Source organism: Streptomyces sp. NBC_00207, assembly GCF_045160965.1.
Classification (GTDB): domain Bacteria; phylum Actinomycetota; class Actinomycetes; order Streptomycetales; family Streptomycetaceae; genus Streptomyces.
Genome location: NZ_CP130715.1, coordinates 6,696,029 through 6,713,770, shown reverse-complemented (window position 1 = coordinate 6,713,770; position 17,742 = coordinate 6,696,029). Strand labels below are relative to the sequence as shown.

Annotated in this window: 15 protein-coding genes; 4 read left to right on the top strand and 11 right to left on the bottom strand. The window is 73.4% G+C overall.

What is annotated here, in order from left to right:
* Positions 1-222 precede the first annotated feature (222 nt).
* Entirely contained in the window at positions 223-1,566 is a 1,344-nt protein-coding gene (locus tag OG472_RS31725; RefSeq protein ID WP_401611360.1) for a diaminobutyrate--2-oxoglutarate transaminase family protein, read from the bottom strand.
* A gap of 307 nt (positions 1,567-1,873) precedes the next feature.
* Here OG472_RS31725 and OG472_RS31720 point away from each other — a divergent pair, with 307 nt between their 5' ends.
* Positions 1,874-3,043 (top strand): trypsin-like serine peptidase, encoded by a 1,170-nt coding sequence (locus tag OG472_RS31720; protein WP_383568868.1) that lies wholly within the window; start codon positions 1,874-1,876, stop codon positions 3,041-3,043.
* Between the two features lie 146 nt (positions 3,044-3,189).
* On the opposite strand, the gene hflX is transcribed toward OG472_RS31720, so the two are convergent.
* The 6 genes from hflX to miaA all read right to left on the bottom strand — a co-directional run bounded on the left by hflX (position 3,190) and on the right by miaA (position 11,279).
* Complete coding sequence (gene hflX, locus OG472_RS31715) at positions 3,190-4,695, bottom strand: GTPase HflX (RefSeq protein WP_383568871.1); 1,506 nt, start codon at positions 4,693-4,695, stop codon at positions 3,190-3,192.
* 139 nt (positions 4,696-4,834) lie between these two features.
* Entirely contained in the window at positions 4,835-6,283 is a 1,449-nt protein-coding gene (locus tag OG472_RS31710) for a M1 family metallopeptidase (RefSeq protein WP_405832266.1), read from the bottom strand.
* 241 nt (positions 6,284-6,524) lie between these two features.
* Positions 6,525-8,606, bottom strand: a complete 2,082-nt coding sequence (locus tag OG472_RS31705) for a RelA/SpoT family protein (protein ID WP_401611219.1) — start codon at positions 8,604-8,606, stop codon at positions 6,525-6,527.
* A gap of 140 nt (positions 8,607-8,746) precedes the next feature.
* Positions 8,747-9,622, bottom strand: a complete 876-nt coding sequence (dapF, locus tag OG472_RS31700) for a diaminopimelate epimerase (RefSeq protein WP_405832264.1) — start codon at positions 9,620-9,622, stop codon at positions 8,747-8,749.
* Between the two features lie 73 nt (positions 9,623-9,695).
* Complete coding sequence (locus OG472_RS31695) at positions 9,696-10,208, bottom strand: hypothetical protein (protein ID WP_401611359.1); 513 nt, start codon at positions 10,206-10,208, stop codon at positions 9,696-9,698.
* 132 nt (positions 10,209-10,340) lie between these two features.
* Positions 10,341-11,279, bottom strand: coding sequence for a tRNA (adenosine(37)-N6)-dimethylallyltransferase MiaA (miaA, locus tag OG472_RS31690; protein ID WP_401611215.1), 939 nt, complete (start codon positions 11,277-11,279; stop codon positions 10,341-10,343).
* A gap of 186 nt (positions 11,280-11,465) precedes the next feature.
* Between miaA and OG472_RS31685 the strand changes: the two genes are divergently transcribed.
* Complete coding sequence (locus OG472_RS31685) at positions 11,466-11,681, top strand: gliding motility protein (protein WP_362234990.1); 216 nt, start codon at positions 11,466-11,468, stop codon at positions 11,679-11,681.
* Positions 11,682-11,704: 23 nt separating this feature from the next.
* Positions 11,705-11,950: an antitoxin gene (locus tag OG472_RS31680; protein ID WP_327416787.1), complete on the top strand. Its 246-nt coding sequence runs from the start codon at positions 11,705-11,707 to the stop codon at positions 11,948-11,950.
* 85 nt (positions 11,951-12,035) lie between these two features.
* Here OG472_RS31680 and OG472_RS31675 read toward each other — a convergent pair whose 3' ends face one another.
* Positions 12,036-12,743, bottom strand: coding sequence for a class III extradiol dioxygenase subunit B-like domain-containing protein (locus OG472_RS31675; RefSeq protein ID WP_401611213.1), 708 nt, complete (start codon positions 12,741-12,743; stop codon positions 12,036-12,038).
* 131 nt (positions 12,744-12,874) lie between these two features.
* Positions 12,875-14,395 carry a tRNA (N6-isopentenyl adenosine(37)-C2)-methylthiotransferase MiaB gene (gene miaB / locus OG472_RS31670; protein ID WP_383568896.1) on the bottom strand — a complete coding sequence of 507 codons (1,521 nt, stop codon included), beginning with the start codon at positions 14,393-14,395 and terminating at the stop codon, positions 12,875-12,877.
* 139 nt (positions 14,396-14,534) lie between these two features.
* Between miaB and OG472_RS31665 the strand changes: the two genes are divergently transcribed.
* On the top strand, positions 14,535-15,530 hold the full coding sequence (locus OG472_RS31665; RefSeq protein WP_401611210.1) for a TAXI family TRAP transporter solute-binding subunit: 996 nt from the start codon (positions 14,535-14,537) through the stop codon (positions 15,528-15,530).
* A 37-nt stretch (positions 15,531-15,567) separates the two neighbouring features.
* Here OG472_RS31665 and OG472_RS31660 read toward each other — a convergent pair whose 3' ends face one another.
* Both OG472_RS31660 and OG472_RS31655 read right to left on the bottom strand, forming a co-directional pair.
* The gene (locus OG472_RS31660) at positions 15,568-16,620 is read right to left on the bottom strand and encodes an ROK family protein (RefSeq protein WP_405942309.1); all 1,053 of its coding nucleotides are present in this window, start codon (positions 16,618-16,620) and stop codon (positions 15,568-15,570) included.
* 21 nt (positions 16,621-16,641) lie between these two features.
* Complete coding sequence (locus tag OG472_RS31655) at positions 16,642-17,742, bottom strand: LacI family DNA-binding transcriptional regulator (protein WP_405942308.1); 1,101 nt, start codon at positions 17,740-17,742, stop codon at positions 16,642-16,644.

Below are 17,742 nucleotides of genomic sequence, written 5' to 3'. Positions count from 1 at the left end.
GTGGGTGGGTGAGGCTGGGGGGTCGGTGCGGGATCCGCCGGCGTCGGCGCTGGGGGCGGGGAACCGGCGGTGTCGCGTACCGGGGCGAGGGCCGGTGGCGGTGACGGCTGGTGGGCGGGAGTCGACGCCAGTGGTGGCTGGTGGGCGGGCGCGGGCTCCGCGAGGGGGTTCGGGGTGGTGGGGGTGGACTGGTGCGGCTCTGGCATCGCGGGTCCTCGCGGGTCAGTGGGTTCGGCGGGCGGCGGCCGGGATGGCGTCGGCCAAGCGGTCCAGGACCGCCGCGGCCTGCTCGTCGGTCAGGGTCAGCGGGGGGAGCAGGCGGACTACGGCGCCGTGGCGGCCGCCGAGTTCGACGATCAGACCGCGGTCCAGGCACTCCTGGCGGACGGCCGCGGCGAGGGCCGGCGCGGCGGCCCCGGTCTCGGGATCGACGAGTTCGACGCCGATCATCAGGCCCCGGCCCCGGACGTCCCCCATGCAGGCATGGCCGCCGGCCAGACCGCGCAGGGCCGTCAGCATCCGCTCGCCGAGGACGGCGGCCCGCTCGGCGAGGCGGTTCTCGCGGACGAAGGCGAGCGTGGCGGTTCCGGCGGCCATGGCGAGCTGGTTGCCGCGAAAGGTTCCGGCGTGGGCTCCGGGGGCCCAGACGTCCAGGCCGGACCGGTACACGATCACCGCGAGCGGCAGGCTGCCGCCGATCGCCTTGGACAGGACCATCACGTCCGGCACCACCCCGGCGTGGTCGACGCCCCAGAAGGCACCGGTGCGGCCGACGCCCGTCTGCACCTCGTCGGCGATCAGCGGGATCCCCCTCGCCGTGGTGATCTCGCGCATCCGGCGCAGCCAGGCGTCCGGGGCGGGAATGACCCCGCCCTCGCCCTGCACGGGTTCGACGATCAGGCCGGCCGGGGCGGGCACCCCGCCCTTGGGGTCGTCGAGCAGGTTCTCCGTCCAGCGCGCGGCGAGTTCGGCGCCCGCGGCGCCGCCGACACCGAACGGGCAGCGGAAGTCCTGCGGGTACGGCAGCCGGGTCACCCGTACGTCCTGGGCGCCGCCCGAGGCGTCCAGCGCCCCTGCGGTCATGCCGTGGTAGGCCCCGGTGAAGGCGAGGAGCCCGGCCCGCCCGGTCGCGGTGCGCACCAGTTTGAGGGCGGCCTCCACGGCGTCCGTACCGGCCGGGCCGCAGAACTGGATGCGCGCGTCGGCTGCCAGCGCCGGTGGCAGGTTGGTGAACAGCTCGGTGGTGAAAGCGTCCTTGACGGGGGTCGCGAGGTCGAGGACCTGCAGCGGGGCCCCCGAGTCGAGGACTCCCCGGACTGCTTCGAGCACCACCGGGTGGTTGTGCCCGAGGGCGAGGGTGCCGGCGCCGGAGAGACAGTCGAGGTAGCGCCGGCCGTCGGCGCCCTCGATGGTCAGTCCCCGGGCCCGCACGGGGACGATGGGCAGGGAGCGCGCGTACGTCCGGGCTGCGGACTCCCGCTGCGCCTGCCTGCGCAGGATTCCGTCGGCGGCGCCGGAGCCGCCGCGTTCGCCGCGGCCCGGTACCCGGCCGCCCTGTGGCGGCACTTGGGGTGCGTCCTGCGGCGGGATCTGTGTCGCGGCCGCCGCCGCGGCCGGCTCGGTCAAAGCCACGAGTGTCGGTCCTCCCGCACTGAACGCTCTTCCGGATTGCGCCTCGAACACCAACGCTGCTCCCCCATCCCCCGTACGTACCAACGACGGTGGCGGCGACGGATCACGGGTGTCCCCAAGATCCTTGCCGTGCAAGGGGCGAGCGACAGGAACCACAGCCCCGGGCTGTGTCGTCCTGGGCGACAGCGGCATAGTGGGGGGCTGCACTCCACGCCTCGAAACCACCAGGGGGACGAACTACATGCGACCGAACCGACCGGTCACCGCGATCCTGTGCGCGGCCGCGCTCGCGCTGACCGCAGCTGCCTGCGGCCCCGGCGACGAGGAGGCCGGCGGCGACGCCAAGCCGACCGTGGCGGCGAGCCTCCCGGGCCCGGACGGGATCAAGATCCCGGACCAGCTCAAGGAGAAGCTCAAAGAGCGCGGCATCGACCTGGAGAAGTGGAAGGGGGGTGAGTGGAAGAACTGGAAGAAGGAGGACTGGCTCCGCGAGGCGGGCGACTACATCAACCCGATCATCGAGGGCCTGTGGGACCCGGACCGCATGCGTGACGCCGAGCAGCCGCAGCGCCCGTCCGTCGACCCGGACGCGGGCAAGGACCAGGGCGTCACCGACCCGACGCCGGCCCCCGTGACGGCCAAGCCGGCGAACCCGCCCTACCACCAGAGCGTTCCGGAGTCCGGCAAGGTCTTCTTCGACGGGCCCGAGGGCTCGATGGTCTGCTCCGCGACCGTGGTCAAGGACCCGGCTCACCCCGGCAAGTCGAACATGGTCTGGACCGCGGGCCACTGCGTGCACGCGGGCAAGTCCGGCGGCTGGTACCGCAACATCGCCTTCGTCCCGTCCTACAACAACACGGGCAAGCCCTCGGCGCAGCTCAAGGGCGCGCCCCGCGAGCAGGTGGCCCCGTACGGCGTCTGGTGGAGCGACTGGGCGCAGACCTCGGACCAGTGGATCGCGACCGGCGGCCCGACCGGCGGCGCGGGTGCGCCGTTCGACTTCGCGGTGCTGCACGTGACGCCCGAGAAGGGCAGCGGCAAGTCCCTGGAGGAGACGGTCGGTTCGGCGCTCCCGGTGGAGTTCGCCGCGCCGGCCGTGCCGAAGGTCGCGAGCATCACGGCGACCGGCTACCCGGCGGCGGCTCCGTTCGACGGCCAGAAGGCCTTCCAGTGCACGGACAAGCCGGGCCGGCTGTCCCTGAACGCGACCGACCCGGCGATGTACCGCATCGGCTGCACCATGACCGGCGGTTCCTCCGGTGGCGGCTGGGTCGCGGCGGGCGCCGACGGCAAGCCGGCGCTGGTGTCGAACACCTCGATCGGCCCGGCCAAGGCGGGCTGGCTGGCCGGACCCCGGCTGGGTCCGGAGGCGAAGGGCGTCTTCGAGGCCGTCAGCCGCAAGTTCAAGTAGTTCCTGCTCCTGCTCCGGCACCTGCCACACTGCCGGGCGGGACCGAACGACCGAGGGCCCCCTGCACATTGCAGGGGGCCCTCGCCCGTCAAACCATCCAGCCGTCATGCGGTCATGCCGTCACTTCGGCAAGCCGTCCGGCCCGCTCACTGCTTCGCGAGCGCGTACGGCGCCAGGTCCGCCGCCAGCTCCTGGTGGACCCGCGCCTTGAGCAGGGTGCCGTCCGGGGTGTGCTCCTCGGAGATGACCTCGCCCTCGGCGTGCGCCTTGGCGACCAGCGAGCCGCGGGTGTACGGCACCATGGCCTCCACCTCGACCTCGGGCCGCGGCAGCTCGGAGTCGATGAGCGCGAGGAGTTCCTCGATGCCCAGCCCCGTCCGCGCCGATACGGCGATCGAGTGCCGCTCGATCCGCAGCAGCCGCTGCAGGACGAGCGGATCCGCGGCGTCCGCCTTGTTGATCACCACGATCTCGGGCACGTTGACCGCGCCAACCTCACGGATCACCTCGCGCACCGCCGCCAGCTGCTCCTCCGGCGCCGGGTGCGAGCCGTCCACGATGTGCAGGATGAGGTCGGAGTCGCCGACCTCCTCCATCGTGGAGCGGAACGCCTCGACGAGGTGGTGGGGCAGGTGCCGGACGAAGCCGACCGTGTCGGCCAGGGTGTAGACCCGGCCGCTGGGCGTCTCGGCCCGGCGCACGGTCGGGTCGAGGGTGGCGAACAGTGCGTTCTCCACCAGGACGCCCGCGCCCGTGAGGCGGTTGAGCAGCGAGGACTTGCCCGCATTGGTGTAGCCGGCGATGGCGACCGAGGGCACCTTGTTGCGGCGCCGTTCCTGCCGCTTGATGTCGCGGCCGGTCTTCATCTCCGCGATCTCCCGGCGCATCTTCGCCATCTTCTCGCGAATCCGCCGCCGGTCGGTCTCGATCTTGGTCTCACCGGGGCCTCGGGTGGCCATGCCGCCACCGCCGCCGCCACCCATCTGCCGGGACAGCGAGGCACCCCAGCCGCGCAGTCGCGGCAGCATGTACTGCATCTGCGCGAGGGCGACCTGTGCCTTGCCCTCTCGGGACTTGGCGTGCTGGGCGAAGATGTCGAGGATGAGGGCGGTCCGGTCGACCACCTTCACCTTGACGACGTCCTCGAGGGCGATGAGCTGGCCGGGGCTGAGCTCGCCGTCGCAGACGACGGTGTCGGCGCCGCTCTCCATGACGATGTCACGCAGCTCGCGCGCCTTGCCCGAACCGATGAAGGTGGCCGGGTCCGGCTTGTCGCGGCGCTGGATGACACCGTCGAGTACAAGAGCACCCGCGGTCTCGGCGAGGGCGGCGAGCTCCGCGAGGGAGTTCTCCGCGTCGATCACCGTGCCGGAGGTCCAGACACCGACGAGAACGACGCGCTCCAGGCGCAGCTGCCGGTACTCGACCTCGGTGACGTCTTCGAGCTCGGTGGAGAGGCCGGCCACGCGGCGCAGGGCCGCACGCTCCGAGCGTTCGAGCTGCTCGCCGTCCCGGTCTCCGTCGATCTCGTGGCTCCAGGCGACGTCCTCTTCCATCAGGGCATCGGCCCGAAGGCTCTCGGTGAAGCTCTGCGAGTCCCGCACGTCCTGTGCGTCCCGCGCGTCCTGGGAAGGGGAAGAAGAGGAGGTCATTGGATCCTTACGTCGATTCGAATAGCACTGGCACGTGAACAGGCACGTTAGCTGTCACGTCCAACGTGTCACACCGCCGGGGGATTCCCCGAACGGCCTCGTCGATGGTGACATGCCCGTTCCTCACCGGTCACACCCTTTATTTACGGGACGTGGCCGGGGCGCTCCACTCCGGGTGCCCGGGCATCGCCGGGGTGGTCTTGCCGTACAGCCAGGGCTCCAGGAAGGCTCCGAGGTCCCGGCCGGCCTCCTCGGAGGCCAGGCGTACGAAGTCGGCCGTGCCCGCGACCCCGTCCCGGTACTGCGACACCCAGCGCCGCTCCAGCCGGTCGAAGGCCTCGGTGCCGATCTCCTGCCTCAGCGCGTAGAGGATCAGCGCGGCCCCGTCGTAGACCACCGGCCGGAAGAGGCCGATCTTCTCGCCGGGTGCGGCGGGCTTCGGGGCGGCCGGGGGGCCGCCCGCCGCCCGCCACTGGTCGGAGCGCTGGTACGCCTCGCGCATGCGCCGCTCCAGGGAGTACTTGCCGAGCCCGTCCGCGTACAGGGCCTCGTACCAGGTGGCGTGTCCCTCGTTGAGCCACAGGTCGGACCAGGCCAGCGGGGTGACGCTGTCGCCGAACCACTGGTGGGCGAGCTCGTGGACCATCACGGACTCGACGTACCACTCGGGGTACCCCTCGCCCGCGAACAGGCTGTGCTCGAAGAGCGAGAGGGTCTGGGTCTCCAGCTCGAAGCCGGTCGTCGCCCGCGCGATCAGAACCCCGTAGTTCTCGAAGGGGTAGCGGCCGACCCGCTCCTCCATCCACGCGATGTGCCCCGCGGTCTTCTTCAGCCAGGGGTCCAGCCGCTCGCGGTCCGCCGCGGGGACCACGTCGCGCAGCGGCAGCCCGTGCGGGCCGGTGCCGTGCACGACGGCGGACTTGCCCACCGAGACCTGGGCCAGTTCGGTGGCCATGGGGTGCCGGGTCCGGTACGTCCACGTCTGCGAGGAGCCGAGGCGCATCGCGGGGATCACCTGCACTCCGTTGGCGACGGCCGTGAGGCCGGGCGGGGCGGTGATCCGGAAGGTGAAGAAGGCCTTGTCGGCGGGGTGGTCGTTGCAGGGGAACACGCGGTGGGCGGCGTCCGCCTGGTTGGCCATGGCCAGGCCGTCCTCGGTGGGCACCCAGCCGCCGTCCCCGCGGCCGCGCGGGTCGCTGGTGTGGCGGACTGTGATGTGCAGCGGCCCGTGGTCCGGCACCGCCCGCGCGGGGGTCAGCACGAGGTCCTCCCCCACGCTCTCGAACCGGGCCGGCTCCCCGTTGACCTCGGCGGACGCCACCTTGCCATGGGTGAAGTCCAGGTTGATCCGCTCCAGCGGCTCCAGCGCACGGGCGTCGATGACGGTGACCGCGTCCAGCGGGCTCCGGTTGTCCTTGTACGCGAAGGACAGGTCGTACGAGAGCACGTCGTACCCGGGGTTTCCGAGCTCGGGGAACAGCGGGTCGCCGATGCCCAGCGCCTTCGGCGGGGGCAGTACGGCGGCGACGAGGGTCAGGGAGGCCGCGGCGAGCAGAGCGGCGCGCAGGCGGGGGGAGGAGAGCTGCATCCACCACCGCTTACCAGCGCCCGCGGCACGGCCGCGTACGGCGCGCGACGTTTCCACCCGAACGGGGCCTTACGGGGCCGTCCCGGCCTACTCCGCGCTGACGCCGGGGCGAGGCCGGTCCGATGCCCGGGCAAGGGCGGGCCGACACCTGAGCGAGGTTGCGGCGGACGCCTGAGGACGTCCGGGGCGACGCCCGAGCGACGTCCGGGCGGACCTCCGCGCTCCCGCGGCCGGCGGGGCCCTACGCCCGGCGCACGTCGTACACGCCCGGTACGTCCCGCATGGCACGCATCAGCGCGGGCAGTCCGGCCGCGTCCGGCAGCTGCAGGGTGTAGCTGTGCCGGACCCGCTGCTCGACCGGAGGTTCCACGGTCGCGGAGACCACTTCGACCCCCTCGCGGGCGATGGCCTCGGTGAGGTCTGCCAGCAGGTGCGGGCGGCCGAACGATTCGGCGAGCAGGGTGACCCGGCAGTCGGCCGTGGCCCGCCAGTGCACGGCGACGGAGGTCCGCCCCACGGCGCGCATCTGCGCCACCGCCGCGCACTGGATGCGGTGGACGGTGACGGCCCCGCCGCGGACCAGGAAGCCGGCGACGGCGTCGGGCGGCACCGGGGTGCAGCAGCCGGCGAGCCGCACGGTGGCGTCCGGCAGGTCGGCGACCGCGTTGCCCCCGCCGCCCCGGGCGCCGATCACCGAGAGCGGCGCCCGCGCGGCGGAGGTGGTGGACAGCGCCCGGTCGGGATGGGATTCGAGCCAGCTGCTGATGGCGATCCGGGCGGCCGGGGTCCGCGCGTGGTCCAGCCATTCGGCGGCCGGTCCCGAGGAGGCGTCCTGCGCGAGCAGCAGCTGCACGGTGTCGCCGTCGGACAGCGGGGAGGACAGGGAGGTGAGGCGCCCGTTGACCCGGGCGCCGATGCAGCCGTGGGCCGCCTCGCCGTGCTGGGCGTAGGCGGCGTCGATACAGCTGGCCCCGGCGGGCAGGCCCAGCGTGCCCCCGTCGGCCCGGAACACGGTGATCTCCCGGTCCTGGGCCAGCTCCGCGCGGAGCACGCTCCAGAAGGTGTCGGGGTCGGGCGCGGACTGCTGCCAGTCGAGCAGCCGGGACAGCCAGCCGGGGCGTGTGGGGTCCACCCGCTCCTCGTCGGGGTCGGCGGCGGCTTCGGGCGTCGCGGTGGCGTACGGGTTGCCGAGCGCCACCACGCCGGCCTCCGCGACGCGGTGCATCTGCCGGGTCCGCACGATGACCTCGGCCACGTAGCCCTCGGGGGTGGCGACGGCGGTGTGCAGCGACTGGTAGAGGTTGAACTTCGGGGTGGCGATGAAGTCCTTGAACTCCGAGACGACCGGGGTGAAGCAGGTGTGCAGCTCCCCGAGCACCCCGTAGCAGTCGGCGTTCTCGCCGACGAGGACGAGGATGCGGCCGAAGTCGGAGCCGCGCAGCTCGCCGCGCGTCCGGGCGATGCGGTGCACGGATACGAAGTGCCGCGGCCGGACCTGTACCTCGGCGGCGATGCCGGCGTCGCGCAGGACGGCCCGTACGGAGTCGGCGATGCCGGGCAGCGGGTCGCGTTCCCCGGCGTGGGCGGCGATGAGCGCGCGGGTGCTCTCGTACTCCTCGGGGTGCAGGATCGCGAAGACGAGGTCTTCCAGCTCGGTCTTCAGGGCCTGGACGCCGAGCCGTTCGGCCAGCGGGATGAGGACGTCGCGGGTGACCTTGGCGATGCGGGCCTGTTTCTCGGGGCGCATCACGCCGAGGGTGCGCATGTTGTGCAGCCGGTCGGCGAGTTTGATGGACATGACGCGGACGTCGTTGCCGGTGGCGACGAGCATCTTGCGGAAGGTCTCGGGTTCGGCGGCGGCGCCGTAGTCGATCTTCTCGACCTTGGTGACCCCGTCGACGATGAAGCAGACCTCGTCGCCGAACTCCGCGCGGACCTGATCGAGGGTCACCTCGGTGTCCTCGACGGTGTCGTGGAGCAGAGAGGCCGTCAAGGTGGTGGTCTCGGCGCCGAGTTCGGCGAGGATCAGGGTGACGGCGAGCGGATGTGTGATGTACGGCTCACCACTTTTTCGCATCTGACCGCGGTGCGAGGTCTCCGCGAGGAGGTAAGCCCGGCGCAGAAGGGACAGATCGGCGTCCGGATGGTGGGCGCGGTGGGCCTCGGCGACGTGGCCGATGGCGTCCGGGAGCCGGTCCCGGGACGTGGGCCCGAGCAGGGCCGCGCGGCCGAGCCGGCGCAGATCGAGCCTGGTCCGGCCGCGTCTGCGGAGCTCAGGGCGCGCTTCGGGGTGTGCTTCGGGGTTCGTGGCCTCTGCACTCATGGGCACCTCCGGCGGCTTCGACCGGCGGTGGCGGGCATGGGGTGAGCCCTCAGGGCCGGTGCCTGATGTTACCGACCCCACCACGTGGCGCAGTCCACCTCTCGCTCAGCGTGAAACGGATCACCCATTAGAGGGAAGCTTCAGGCGAAAGCCGTTTCGGTGAGCCAGGCCTCGTCGAACTCGCCCGCGGCCACGATCACGGCCGGTCCGGTCATGTCGATCTGCCCGTCGGGGTGTTCCGTGATGTGCAGGGTTCCGCCCGGGAGGTCGACGGTGTACGTGACCGGTGCGCCGGTGACGGCCGGGTCCACGCCGTCGCGGCGGATGGTGGCCACGGCGACGGCGCAGGCGCCGGTGCCGCAGGAGCGGGTCTCGCCGGAGCCGCGCTCGTGGACGCGCATGGCGACGTGCCGGGGGCCGCGGTCGACGACGAACTCGACATTGACACCCGTCGGGTAGGCGGACGCCGGGCTGAAGGGCGGGGCGGTGAAGAGGTTCCCGGCGTCGTCGAGGCTTTCAACGAAGGCCACGGCGTGCGGGTTCCCCATGTTCACGTTGCGCGCGGGCCAGCTCCGGGACCCCACGCTGACGGTGACCTCGCCCTCGGGAAGTTCGGCGCGGCCCATGGAGACGGTGACGTCGCCGGTCTTGTCCAGGTGGACCCGCTTGATCCCGCCGCGGGTGGCGACGGCCAGGTCCCCGGGCTCGACGTGGCCGGCGTACTGCAGGTAGCGGGCGAACACGCGCACGCCGTTGCCGCACATCTCGGCGATGGAGCCGTCGCTGTTGCGGTAGTCCATGAACCACTCCGCCTCGCCGGCGAGGTGTGCCGCCTCCGGGTGCGCGGCGGACCGGACGACGTGCAGGACGCCGTCCGCGCCGATGCCGGCCCGCCGGTCGCAGAGCTTCGCGACCGCGGGCGCGGGCAGTTCGATGGCGTTGTCCGGGTCCGGGACGATCACGAAGTCGTTCTCGGTGCCGTGGCCCTTGAGGAAGGAGAGGGTGCGCTGCGTCACCCGCCCATGGTAACGAGGGCCGGCTCGGCGGCGCCGCGCGGTCCAGTACGCGGACCCCTGCGGGAGGGCCCGGTCAGCGCAGCCGGGCGACCCGGTACACGGCCAGGCTCACGACGGCCAGCGCGATCACGGCGTACAGCGCGGCCATGCGCCAGTCCGGGCGGCGGCCGCTCCCCCGGGCCGGGAGCCCGGGCCACGTGTAGCCGACCCGCCGGGCCGCCATCATGCCCCAGCCTCCGGCGCAGCAGCTGATCAGGAAGCCGAGCATGGCGACCACGGCCCCGCCGTCGCCGAACTCGAAGGCGAGCGGGAAGGCGAACATCAGGGAGCCGGCGGCGGCCAGCATGACGATGGGGGCGATCTGCCACAGGCGCAGGCGGCGCTGCGGACGCAGCTCCACCTCGAACGCGGGGCCTGCGGCCGCCTCGGCCTCGGCGGTGTCCGGGGCGTCCGGGCCGTCGGGGGTCAGCCGCGCGGGGTCCGCGGGCAGCCCGAGGCCTGCGGGCCCGTCCGTACCGTCGAGAAGCGTCGGATCCGCTTCCCGCCGTGCGTCGTCCCGCCCGGTGTCACGAGGGCCGGCCTCCATCGCCACGCGCCCTCCCCACTCGGACTCAGTGCGCCGCCATTCACCGCAGGTGACCGCACCCGCAGAAGTTTGATGATGGCACGCTCCCGGCCCCGCAACCGGCGCCCGGGGCGTCCCGATGCCATCACGTGATCAGGCTGTGACCGCTCGTTCGACCAACGACTGCGCGAGTCCGGGGAGTTCCCCCCGGTCGGCGGCGGCTCCGCTGAGCCAGTGCACGCGCGGGTCGCGGCGGAACCAGGAGTCCTGGCGGCGGGCGAACCGCTTGGTCGCCCGGACGGTCTCCGCCCTGGCCTCGTCCTCGGTGCACTCCCCGGCGAGCGCGGCGAGCACCTGCTGGTAGCCGAGTGCTCTGGAAGCGGTGATTCCGTCTCGCAGCCCGCGGGCCTCCAGCGCGCGGACCTCGTCCACCAGCCCGGCTTCCCACATCCGGTCCACGCGCAGCGCGATCCGCTCGTCCAGCTCCGGCCGGGCGACGTCGACGCCGATCTGCAGGGTGTCGTAGACGGACTCGTGGCCGGGCAGATTGGCCGTGAAGGGGCGTCCGGTGATCTCGATGACCTCCAGCGCGCGGACGATGCGGCGGCCGTTGCTGGGCAGGATGGCCCGGGCCGCGGCCGGGTCGGCGGCGGCGAGGCGGGCGTGCAGGGCGCCGGAGCCGCGCAGCGTGAGCTCGTCCTCCAGGCGGGCGCGGACCTCCGGGTCGGTGCCGGGGAACTCCATGACGTCCAGGGCGCCCCGGACGTACAGGCCGGATCCGCCGACGAGGACGGGCGTGCGGCCCTCGGCGAGCAGTTTGTCGATCTCCAGGCGGGCCAGGCGCTGGTATTCGGCCACGTTGGCGGTGTCGGTGACGTCCCAGATGTCGAGGAGGTGGTGCGGGACTCCGCCGCGCTCCTCGGTCGTCAGCTTGGCGGTGCCGATGTCCATCCCCCGGTACAGCTGCATGGAGTCGGCGTTGACGACCTCGCCGTCGAATCGGCGGGCCAGGGCGACGCCCAGGTCGGACTTTCCTGCCGCGGTGGGACCGACGACGGCGATGACCCGCGGGGCGGGGGCTGCTTTCCTCACTGCCCCAGTCTCGCAGCCCCTGGTCAAGACACGGCCATGTACCCGATCGAGTTACGTGACGGGGCGCGGGCGGGGTCGTTGCCCTGGCGGGGTTCCGGCCCGGCATGCGCCCTGCGTACGCCCGGCGGAGGCCGGTCCGGCCACAGCGGAACTTCACTCACACGAGTAGCGTTAATGGGAGTAGACATGGGCGTTTTTGATCGGTTTTTTCGTCGTAAGGAAGAGGCTGCGACCGAGGAGGTCGCTGCCGAGGCCCTGACGGCGGAGTCCGGTGCGGCCGAAGAGGCCGAGGCCGGGCCGGCTGTTGCGGAGGCCCCGGCGGCGGAAGCCGTGGAGATCCCCAAGCAGCAGTCGGCCGAGGTGGCCGCGGACAGCGAAGCCGGCGAGGGCGCCCGCACGTAGCGACCGCCAACGGAAGGTGACCCATGGGCCTGCTGGACAATCTGAAGGCCAAGCTCGCTCCGGCGAAGGAGAAGGTCGAGGGCCTCGCGCAACAGCACGAGGGCAAGATCGGCGAGGGTCTGGACAAGGTCGCCAAGGCGGTGGACTCCAAGACCCACGGCAAGTACAGCGACCGGATCACGAGCGGTACGGGCAAGGCGAAGGACGCCCTGGGCAAGATCGCGCACAAGGACGCCCCCGGCGGTACGACGCCGCCGACCACCTCCTGACGCGCTTCCGGAAGGGGCGCGGGACCAACGGCTGCCGCCGGTCCCGCGCCCCTTCGGCGTCTCCGGGAGGCCTCCCGGTTACCGGCTACGACCAGGCGGCCACGAAGTAGCCGACCCCGTACGGCGCGTCCTCGTACAGCAGGCGGCCTTCGAGGCCCGCGCCCTCGGCGGCGCCCGCCAGCACCTGCCAGGGGGCCCGGCCGGCGGCCTGGAGTTCGGCCGCGAGCTCGGGGTCGAGCGCGGCGAGGGCGGCCGTGTCGGCGGCGCCCAGGGCGCGGGCGGCGGCCGCGTCGAAGCCGGCGGCGCGCTCGTCGAGGTATCCGGGGGCCTTCAGGGTCCGTCGCGCGCTGCCGTCACCCATGACGAGCAGTGCGACCCGGGCGTCGCGAGCGGCGAGCTCCCGGCCGGTCTCCAGGCAGCGCGCGGTGTCCGTCGGTTCCCCGATGCCCAGCCCCTCGACGGGGGCTGCGCCCCACCGCGCGTGCCGCAGCAGCCAGGCGCCGACGGCGAGCGACGGGGGCAGCAGGCGCGGCCCCTCGTCGCCCTCCCCGAGCTGTACGTCGCTCTCGACGCCGAAGCCGCGGAAGGTGCCGCGGGCGCCCTGCGGGTAGGGGCCGCGGTGGTCCTGGTCGGCCGCGCCGACCACGACCAGCAGGTCGGGCCGGGAGGCGGCGAGCACCGCCAGCGCGTCGGAGCAGGCGGTGCGGGCGTCGCCGAGTTCGGCGGCGGCCCCCGCGGCGACCTCCGGCACGAGCAGGGGCGGGGCGGGACAGACGGCAGCGGCTACGAGCATGATCCGCAGCCTAACGCCAGCGCGGCTCGGGTACCCGCGGCCCCGCGGCTTCAAGCCCTGGGGCTCCGCCCCGGACCCCGCGCCTCAAACGCCGGCGGGGCTGAATCAGCGCCGGCGGGGCCGGATCCGGCTCAGCCCTGCGGCGCCGCGCAGCCGGAGGTGGCGACCGGCAGGGGCGCCGGGACGCCCAGCGTCGGGATGCCGAGCATGACGCCCGCGGGCTGGGCCGGGGCGGCGTTGCGCTTCTCCCAGGCGTCGCCGGCGCGGGTGCGGCGCACGGTCAGCGTCGGGCCCTCGGCCAGGAGGTGGTGCGGGGCCGCGTAGGTGATGTCGACGGTGACCACGTCACCCGGGCGGACCTCCGCCTCCGGCTTCGTGAAGTGGACCAGGCGGTTGTCGGGGGCGCGGCCCGACAGGCGGTGCGTGGCGCCGTCCTTGCGGCCCTCGCCCTCCGCGACCATGACCTCCAGCGTGCGGCCGACCTGCTTCTTGTTCTCGTCCCAGGAGATCTCCTCCTGCAGGGCGACCAGGCGCATGTACCGCTCCTGGACGACCTCCTTGGGGATCTGCCCCTCCATGTCGGCCGCCGGGGTCCCGGGGCGCTTGGAGTACTGGAAGGTGAACGCGTTCGCGAAGCGGGCCTCGCGCACCGCGTGCATCGTCTGCTGGAAGTCCTCCTCCGTCTCACCGGGGAAGCCCACGATGATGTCGGTGGAGATCGCCGCGTGCGGGATGGCGGCGCGGACCTTCTCGATGATGCCGAGGAAGCGCTCCTGGCGGTACGAGCGGCGCATCGCCTTCAGGATCGTGTCCGATCCGGACTGCATCGGCATGTGCAGCTGCGGCATCACGTTCGGGGTCTCGGCCATCGCCGCGATCACGTCGTCCGTGAAGTCGCGCGGGTGCGGAGAGGTGAAGCGGACCCGCTCCAGGCCCTCGATCTGGCCGCAGGCGCGCAGCAGCTTGCTGAAGGCCTCGCGGTCGCCCAGGTCGGAGCCGTACGCGTTCACGTTCTGGCCGAGCAGGGTGATCTCCGAGACGCCCTCGGCGACCAGGGCCTCCACCTCGGCGAGGATGTCGCCGGGGCGGCGGTCCTCCTCCTTGCCGCGCAGCGCCGGGACGATGCAGAAGGTGCAGGTGTTGTTGCAGCCGACGGAGATCGAGACCCAGGCGGCGTACGCGGACTCGCGGCGGGTCGGGAGCGTGGAGGGGAACGCCTCCAGCGACTCGGCGATCTCGACCTGCGCCTCTTCCTGGATGCGGGCGCGCTCCAGCAGCACGGGGAGCTTGCCGATGTTGTGCGTACCGAAGACGACGTCGACCCAGGGGGCCCGCTTGACGATCGTGTCGCGGTCCTTCTGGGCGAGGCAGCCGCCGACGGCGATCTGCATGCCGGGGCGCTTCGTCTTCATCGGGGCCAGCCGGCCCAGGTTGCCGTACAGCTTGTTGTCGGCGTTCTCGCGGACCGCGCAGGTGTTGAAGACCACGACGTCGGCGTCGCCGTCGGAGCCCTCGGGTGCCCGGACGTAGCCGGCGTCCTCCAGCAGACCGGAGAGCCGCTCGGAGTCGTGCACGTTCATCTGGCACCCGTAGGTGCGCACCTCGTAGCTTCGCTTCTCGTCCACTGCCTGGCTCCGGTCGCTGCTGGTCATGGAACAAGGGTAGGCGGTGCGCGGGAGCCCTCCGCTCCCGCGTGCGACCGGCCGCGGGGAGGCGGCCGGGGGGACCGGGGCGGGTGCCCGGGCGGCCCGCGCCGTGACAGGACGGCGGACGGGTGGCAGGATCGCGGACATGCCTCTCGTACCGCCCCGGATCAGCAGGCGCCACGCCCTGCGGGTCCTGGTGGCCGTACTGGCCGTGCTCGGCGTCCTGACCTGGTGGCTCAAGCCCTTCGGGGAGCCGGAACTGCAGGGCGATCTGACCTTCAGCACGGGCGCCCGGACCGGGGTCTACCACCGGTACGGGCAGCTGCTGCAGCAGGCGCTCGCGAAGGACGTACCCGGGCTGGACGTGCGGCTGGAGACCAGCGAGGGCTCGCAGGAGAACCTCAAGCGGGTGGCCTCGGGTGAGGCGGACTTCACGGTGGCGACGGCGGACGCGGTCGCCAAGTACCAGCTCGACGGGAAGCCGCGCGCGGACCTGCTGCGCGGGGTCGCCCGGCTCTACGACGACTACGTGCAGCTGGTGGTGCCGGCCGACTCCCCGGTGCAGTCGGCCCGGGACCTGCGGGGCAAGCGGGTCGCGATCGGCCAGCCGGGGTCCGGGGTGCGGCTCGTCTCGGAGCGGCTGCTCAAGGCGGCCGAACTGGACCCGGTGCTGGACGTCACGCCGGTGTCCATCGGCATCGACACCATGCCGGGCGAGCTGGAGGCCGGCCGGATCGACGCCTTCTTCTGGTCCGGCGGCCTGCCGACGAACGCGGTGCGCGAGCTGTCCGAGCGGTTCCAGATCCGGCTCGTGCAGCTCGGCGACCTGGTGGAGCAGTTGCAGGGCAGCGGCACCCCGGCACGCTACTACCGGACGGCGGTCATGCCGCAGGACGCGTACGCGCGGGCACGCAACACCAGCGCGGTGACGACCCTGGCCGTCCCGAACCTGCTGGTGACCACGGCGGAGACGGACCCCGCCCTGACGGAGCAGCTGACGCGGACGGTGATCCTCAGCCGCGACCTGGTCGGGCGCGAGGTCCACGCGGCGCAGCTGGTGGACCTGCGGACGGCGATCTACACCGATCCCCTGAAGCTGCACGAGGGCGCGGGCCGGTACTACCGGTCGGTCAAGCCCTGACGTCCTCCACGGGGGCGGGAGCGAGGCGGCCGGGACCCTACGGGGACGGGGGCGACGGCAGCAGCATCGTCGCCGCGGCGGCCGCGCCGATCAGGCCCGCGTGGGTGCCCAGGGTCGCCGGGACCACCTGGAGCTCCTTGACGAAGGAGAGCGTGGCGTAGGCCGCGAGATGGGTGCGGATCGGGGCGCAGAGGATGTCGCCGGAGGCGGCGACCCCGCCGCCGATGACGGCGATGTCCGTTTCGACGAGGGTCGCGGTGGCGGCGATCGCGGCGGCCAGCGCACGGCCCGCGCGGTCGAAGGCGGCCACGGCGATCGGATCGCCCGCGGCGGCGGCCGCGGCCACGCCGGCGGCCGAGGCGTCCCGCGTGCTCCCCGCGCCGTTCCCGCTGCCCGCGCCGTTCCCGCTGCTCGCGCCGGCCGCCGGGGTCCAGCCCTGGTCCCGGGCCCAGCGGGCGATCGCCGTGCCGGAGGCGATCGACTCGACGCAGCCGCGGCTGCCGCAGACGCACGGTTCGCCGTCGAAGGCCACGCTGATGTGGCCGATGTGGCCCGCGTTGCCCGTGGGGCCGGGGTGCAGCTGGTTGTTCAGGATGAGGCCGCCGCCCACACCCGTGGAGACGACCATGCAGAGCGCGTTCGCGTGCCCCCGGGCCGCGCCCAGCCAGTGCTCGGCGGCGGTCATCGCCACGCCGTCCCCGGCCAGTACGGTCGGCAGCTCGGCCCCGCGCGCCGCGAGCTGCGCCGCCACCCGGGCCTGGACCGGGAACTCCCGCCACGCCCCGATGTTCACCGGGCTGACCGTGCCCCGGGAGGTGTCCACCGGGCCGGCGCTGCCGATCCCGCAGCGGACCGCCGAGGCCCACAGCGGGGAGTCGGACAGATCGGCGACGACCTCGGTCACCGCCGCCATGACACCCTCCGCGTCCACTCCGCGCGGCGTCGCCCGGCGGGTGGTGGCGGTCATCGTGCCGTCGGGGTGCACCAGCGCACCGGCGATCTTCGTACCGCCGATGTCGATCGCCACCGTCAGGCCGTCGGCCGCGCCGGCGGCGCGCGGTGCGGGGAAGGGGGCGGTGGGCGTGATCACGGTGGCGGCTCCAGGAAGGGTTCAGGATTCAGTATGCGCCGGGGGCGGCGCCGTGCTCTCGCGAGGCTCCAGTCGCGGCTGCTCGCTGATCCGGACCCCGGGCGGCCCGCCCGCGAGGACGGCGAGGAGCTCCTCGGCGGCGAGCCGGCCGAAGCCGGCGGTGTCACGTACGAGGGCGGTGAGCCGGGGGTGGGTGACCCGGCAGAGCGCGGAGTCGTCCCAGGCCACGACCGAGAGGCGGCCCGGTACGGGGATGCCCAGCTCGGCGGCGACCGCACTGCCGGCGACGGCCATCACGTCGTTGTCGTAGACGAGTGCGGTGGGCGGCTGCGGCTCGGCGAGCACCCGGCGGGTGGCCGCCGCGCCCTCGGCGTCGGAGTAGTCGGTGACCACCGAGCGCACCTGGTCCGGGCCGAGTCCGCGCCGCGCGGCCTCGGTGCGCAGGGAGTCCATCCGGCGGACCGTGTGGGCCAGGCCGGGGAGCCCGGCGATGTGGACGATCCGGCGGTGGCCCAGCCCGTGGAGGTGGTCCAGGACCTGGGCCATGGCCCCGGCGTCGTCGGCCCGTACCGAGGAGACCACCGCAGACCCGGGGAGCACTGCTGCCGCGGGGACCCCCGGGGCCGGTGAGGAGCCGCCGCCGGCGGGCTCGGGCTCGGGCTCGCCGATGGTGACCGCGGGCAGGCCCAGCTCCCCGAGGAGTGCCGGGCGCGGGTCCCGCATGCGCGGGTCGACGACGAGGACCCCGTCGACCCGCCGTTCGGCCCACCAGCGCCGGTAGACCGCGCATTCGGCGTCGATGTCCTCGACGACCTGGAACAGCAGCGCGGTCCGGGCCGCGGAGAGGACCTCCTGGATGCCGGAGACGAGCTGGAGGAAGAAGGACTCGACGCCGAGCGTGTGCGCGGGCCGGGCGAGGACCAGTCCGACGGCTCCGGACCGTTCGCCGGAGAGGGCGCGGGCGGCACTGTTGGGCTGCCAGCCGAGTTCCTCGGCGACGCGGCGGATCCGGGCCCGGGTGTCCTGCGAGACGCCGGGCCGGTCGTTGAGCGCGAACGACACGGCGCTCTCCGACACCCCGGCCTGCCGGGCGATGTCCTTGATCGTGGGTCTGCGGGCCAT

Coding starts and splice junctions, on each gene's coding strand:
- OG472_RS31720 (WP_383568868.1), top strand. CDS start 1,874: ATGCGACCGAACCGACCGGTCACCGCGATCCTGTGCGCGGCCGCGCTC.
- hflX (WP_383568871.1), bottom strand. CDS start 4,695: ATGACCTCCTCTTCTTCCCCTTCCCAGGACGCGCGGGACGCACAGGAC.
- OG472_RS31710 (WP_405832266.1), bottom strand. CDS start 6,283: ATGCAGCTCTCCTCCCCCCGCCTGCGCGCCGCTCTGCTCGCCGCGGCC.
- OG472_RS31705 (WP_401611219.1), bottom strand. CDS start 8,606: ATGAGTGCAGAGGCCACGAACCCCGAAGCACACCCCGAAGCGCGCCCT.
- OG472_RS31695 (WP_401611359.1), bottom strand. CDS start 10,208: ATGGAGGCCGGCCCTCGTGACACCGGGCGGGACGACGCACGGCGGGAA.
- OG472_RS31685 (WP_362234990.1), top strand. CDS start 11,466: ATGGGCGTTTTTGATCGGTTTTTTCGTCGTAAGGAAGAGGCTGCGACC.
- OG472_RS31680 (WP_327416787.1), top strand. CDS start 11,705: ATGGGCCTGCTGGACAATCTGAAGGCCAAGCTCGCTCCGGCGAAGGAG.
- OG472_RS31675 (WP_401611213.1), bottom strand. CDS start 12,743: ATGCTCGTAGCCGCTGCCGTCTGTCCCGCCCCGCCCCTGCTCGTGCCG.
- miaB (WP_383568896.1), bottom strand. CDS start 14,395: ATGACCAGCAGCGACCGGAGCCAGGCAGTGGACGAGAAGCGAAGCTAC.
- OG472_RS31665 (WP_401611210.1), top strand. CDS start 14,535: ATGCCTCTCGTACCGCCCCGGATCAGCAGGCGCCACGCCCTGCGGGTC.
- OG472_RS31655 (WP_405942308.1), bottom strand. CDS start 17,742: ATGGCCCGCAGACCCACGATCAAGGACATCGCCCGGCAGGCCGGGGTG.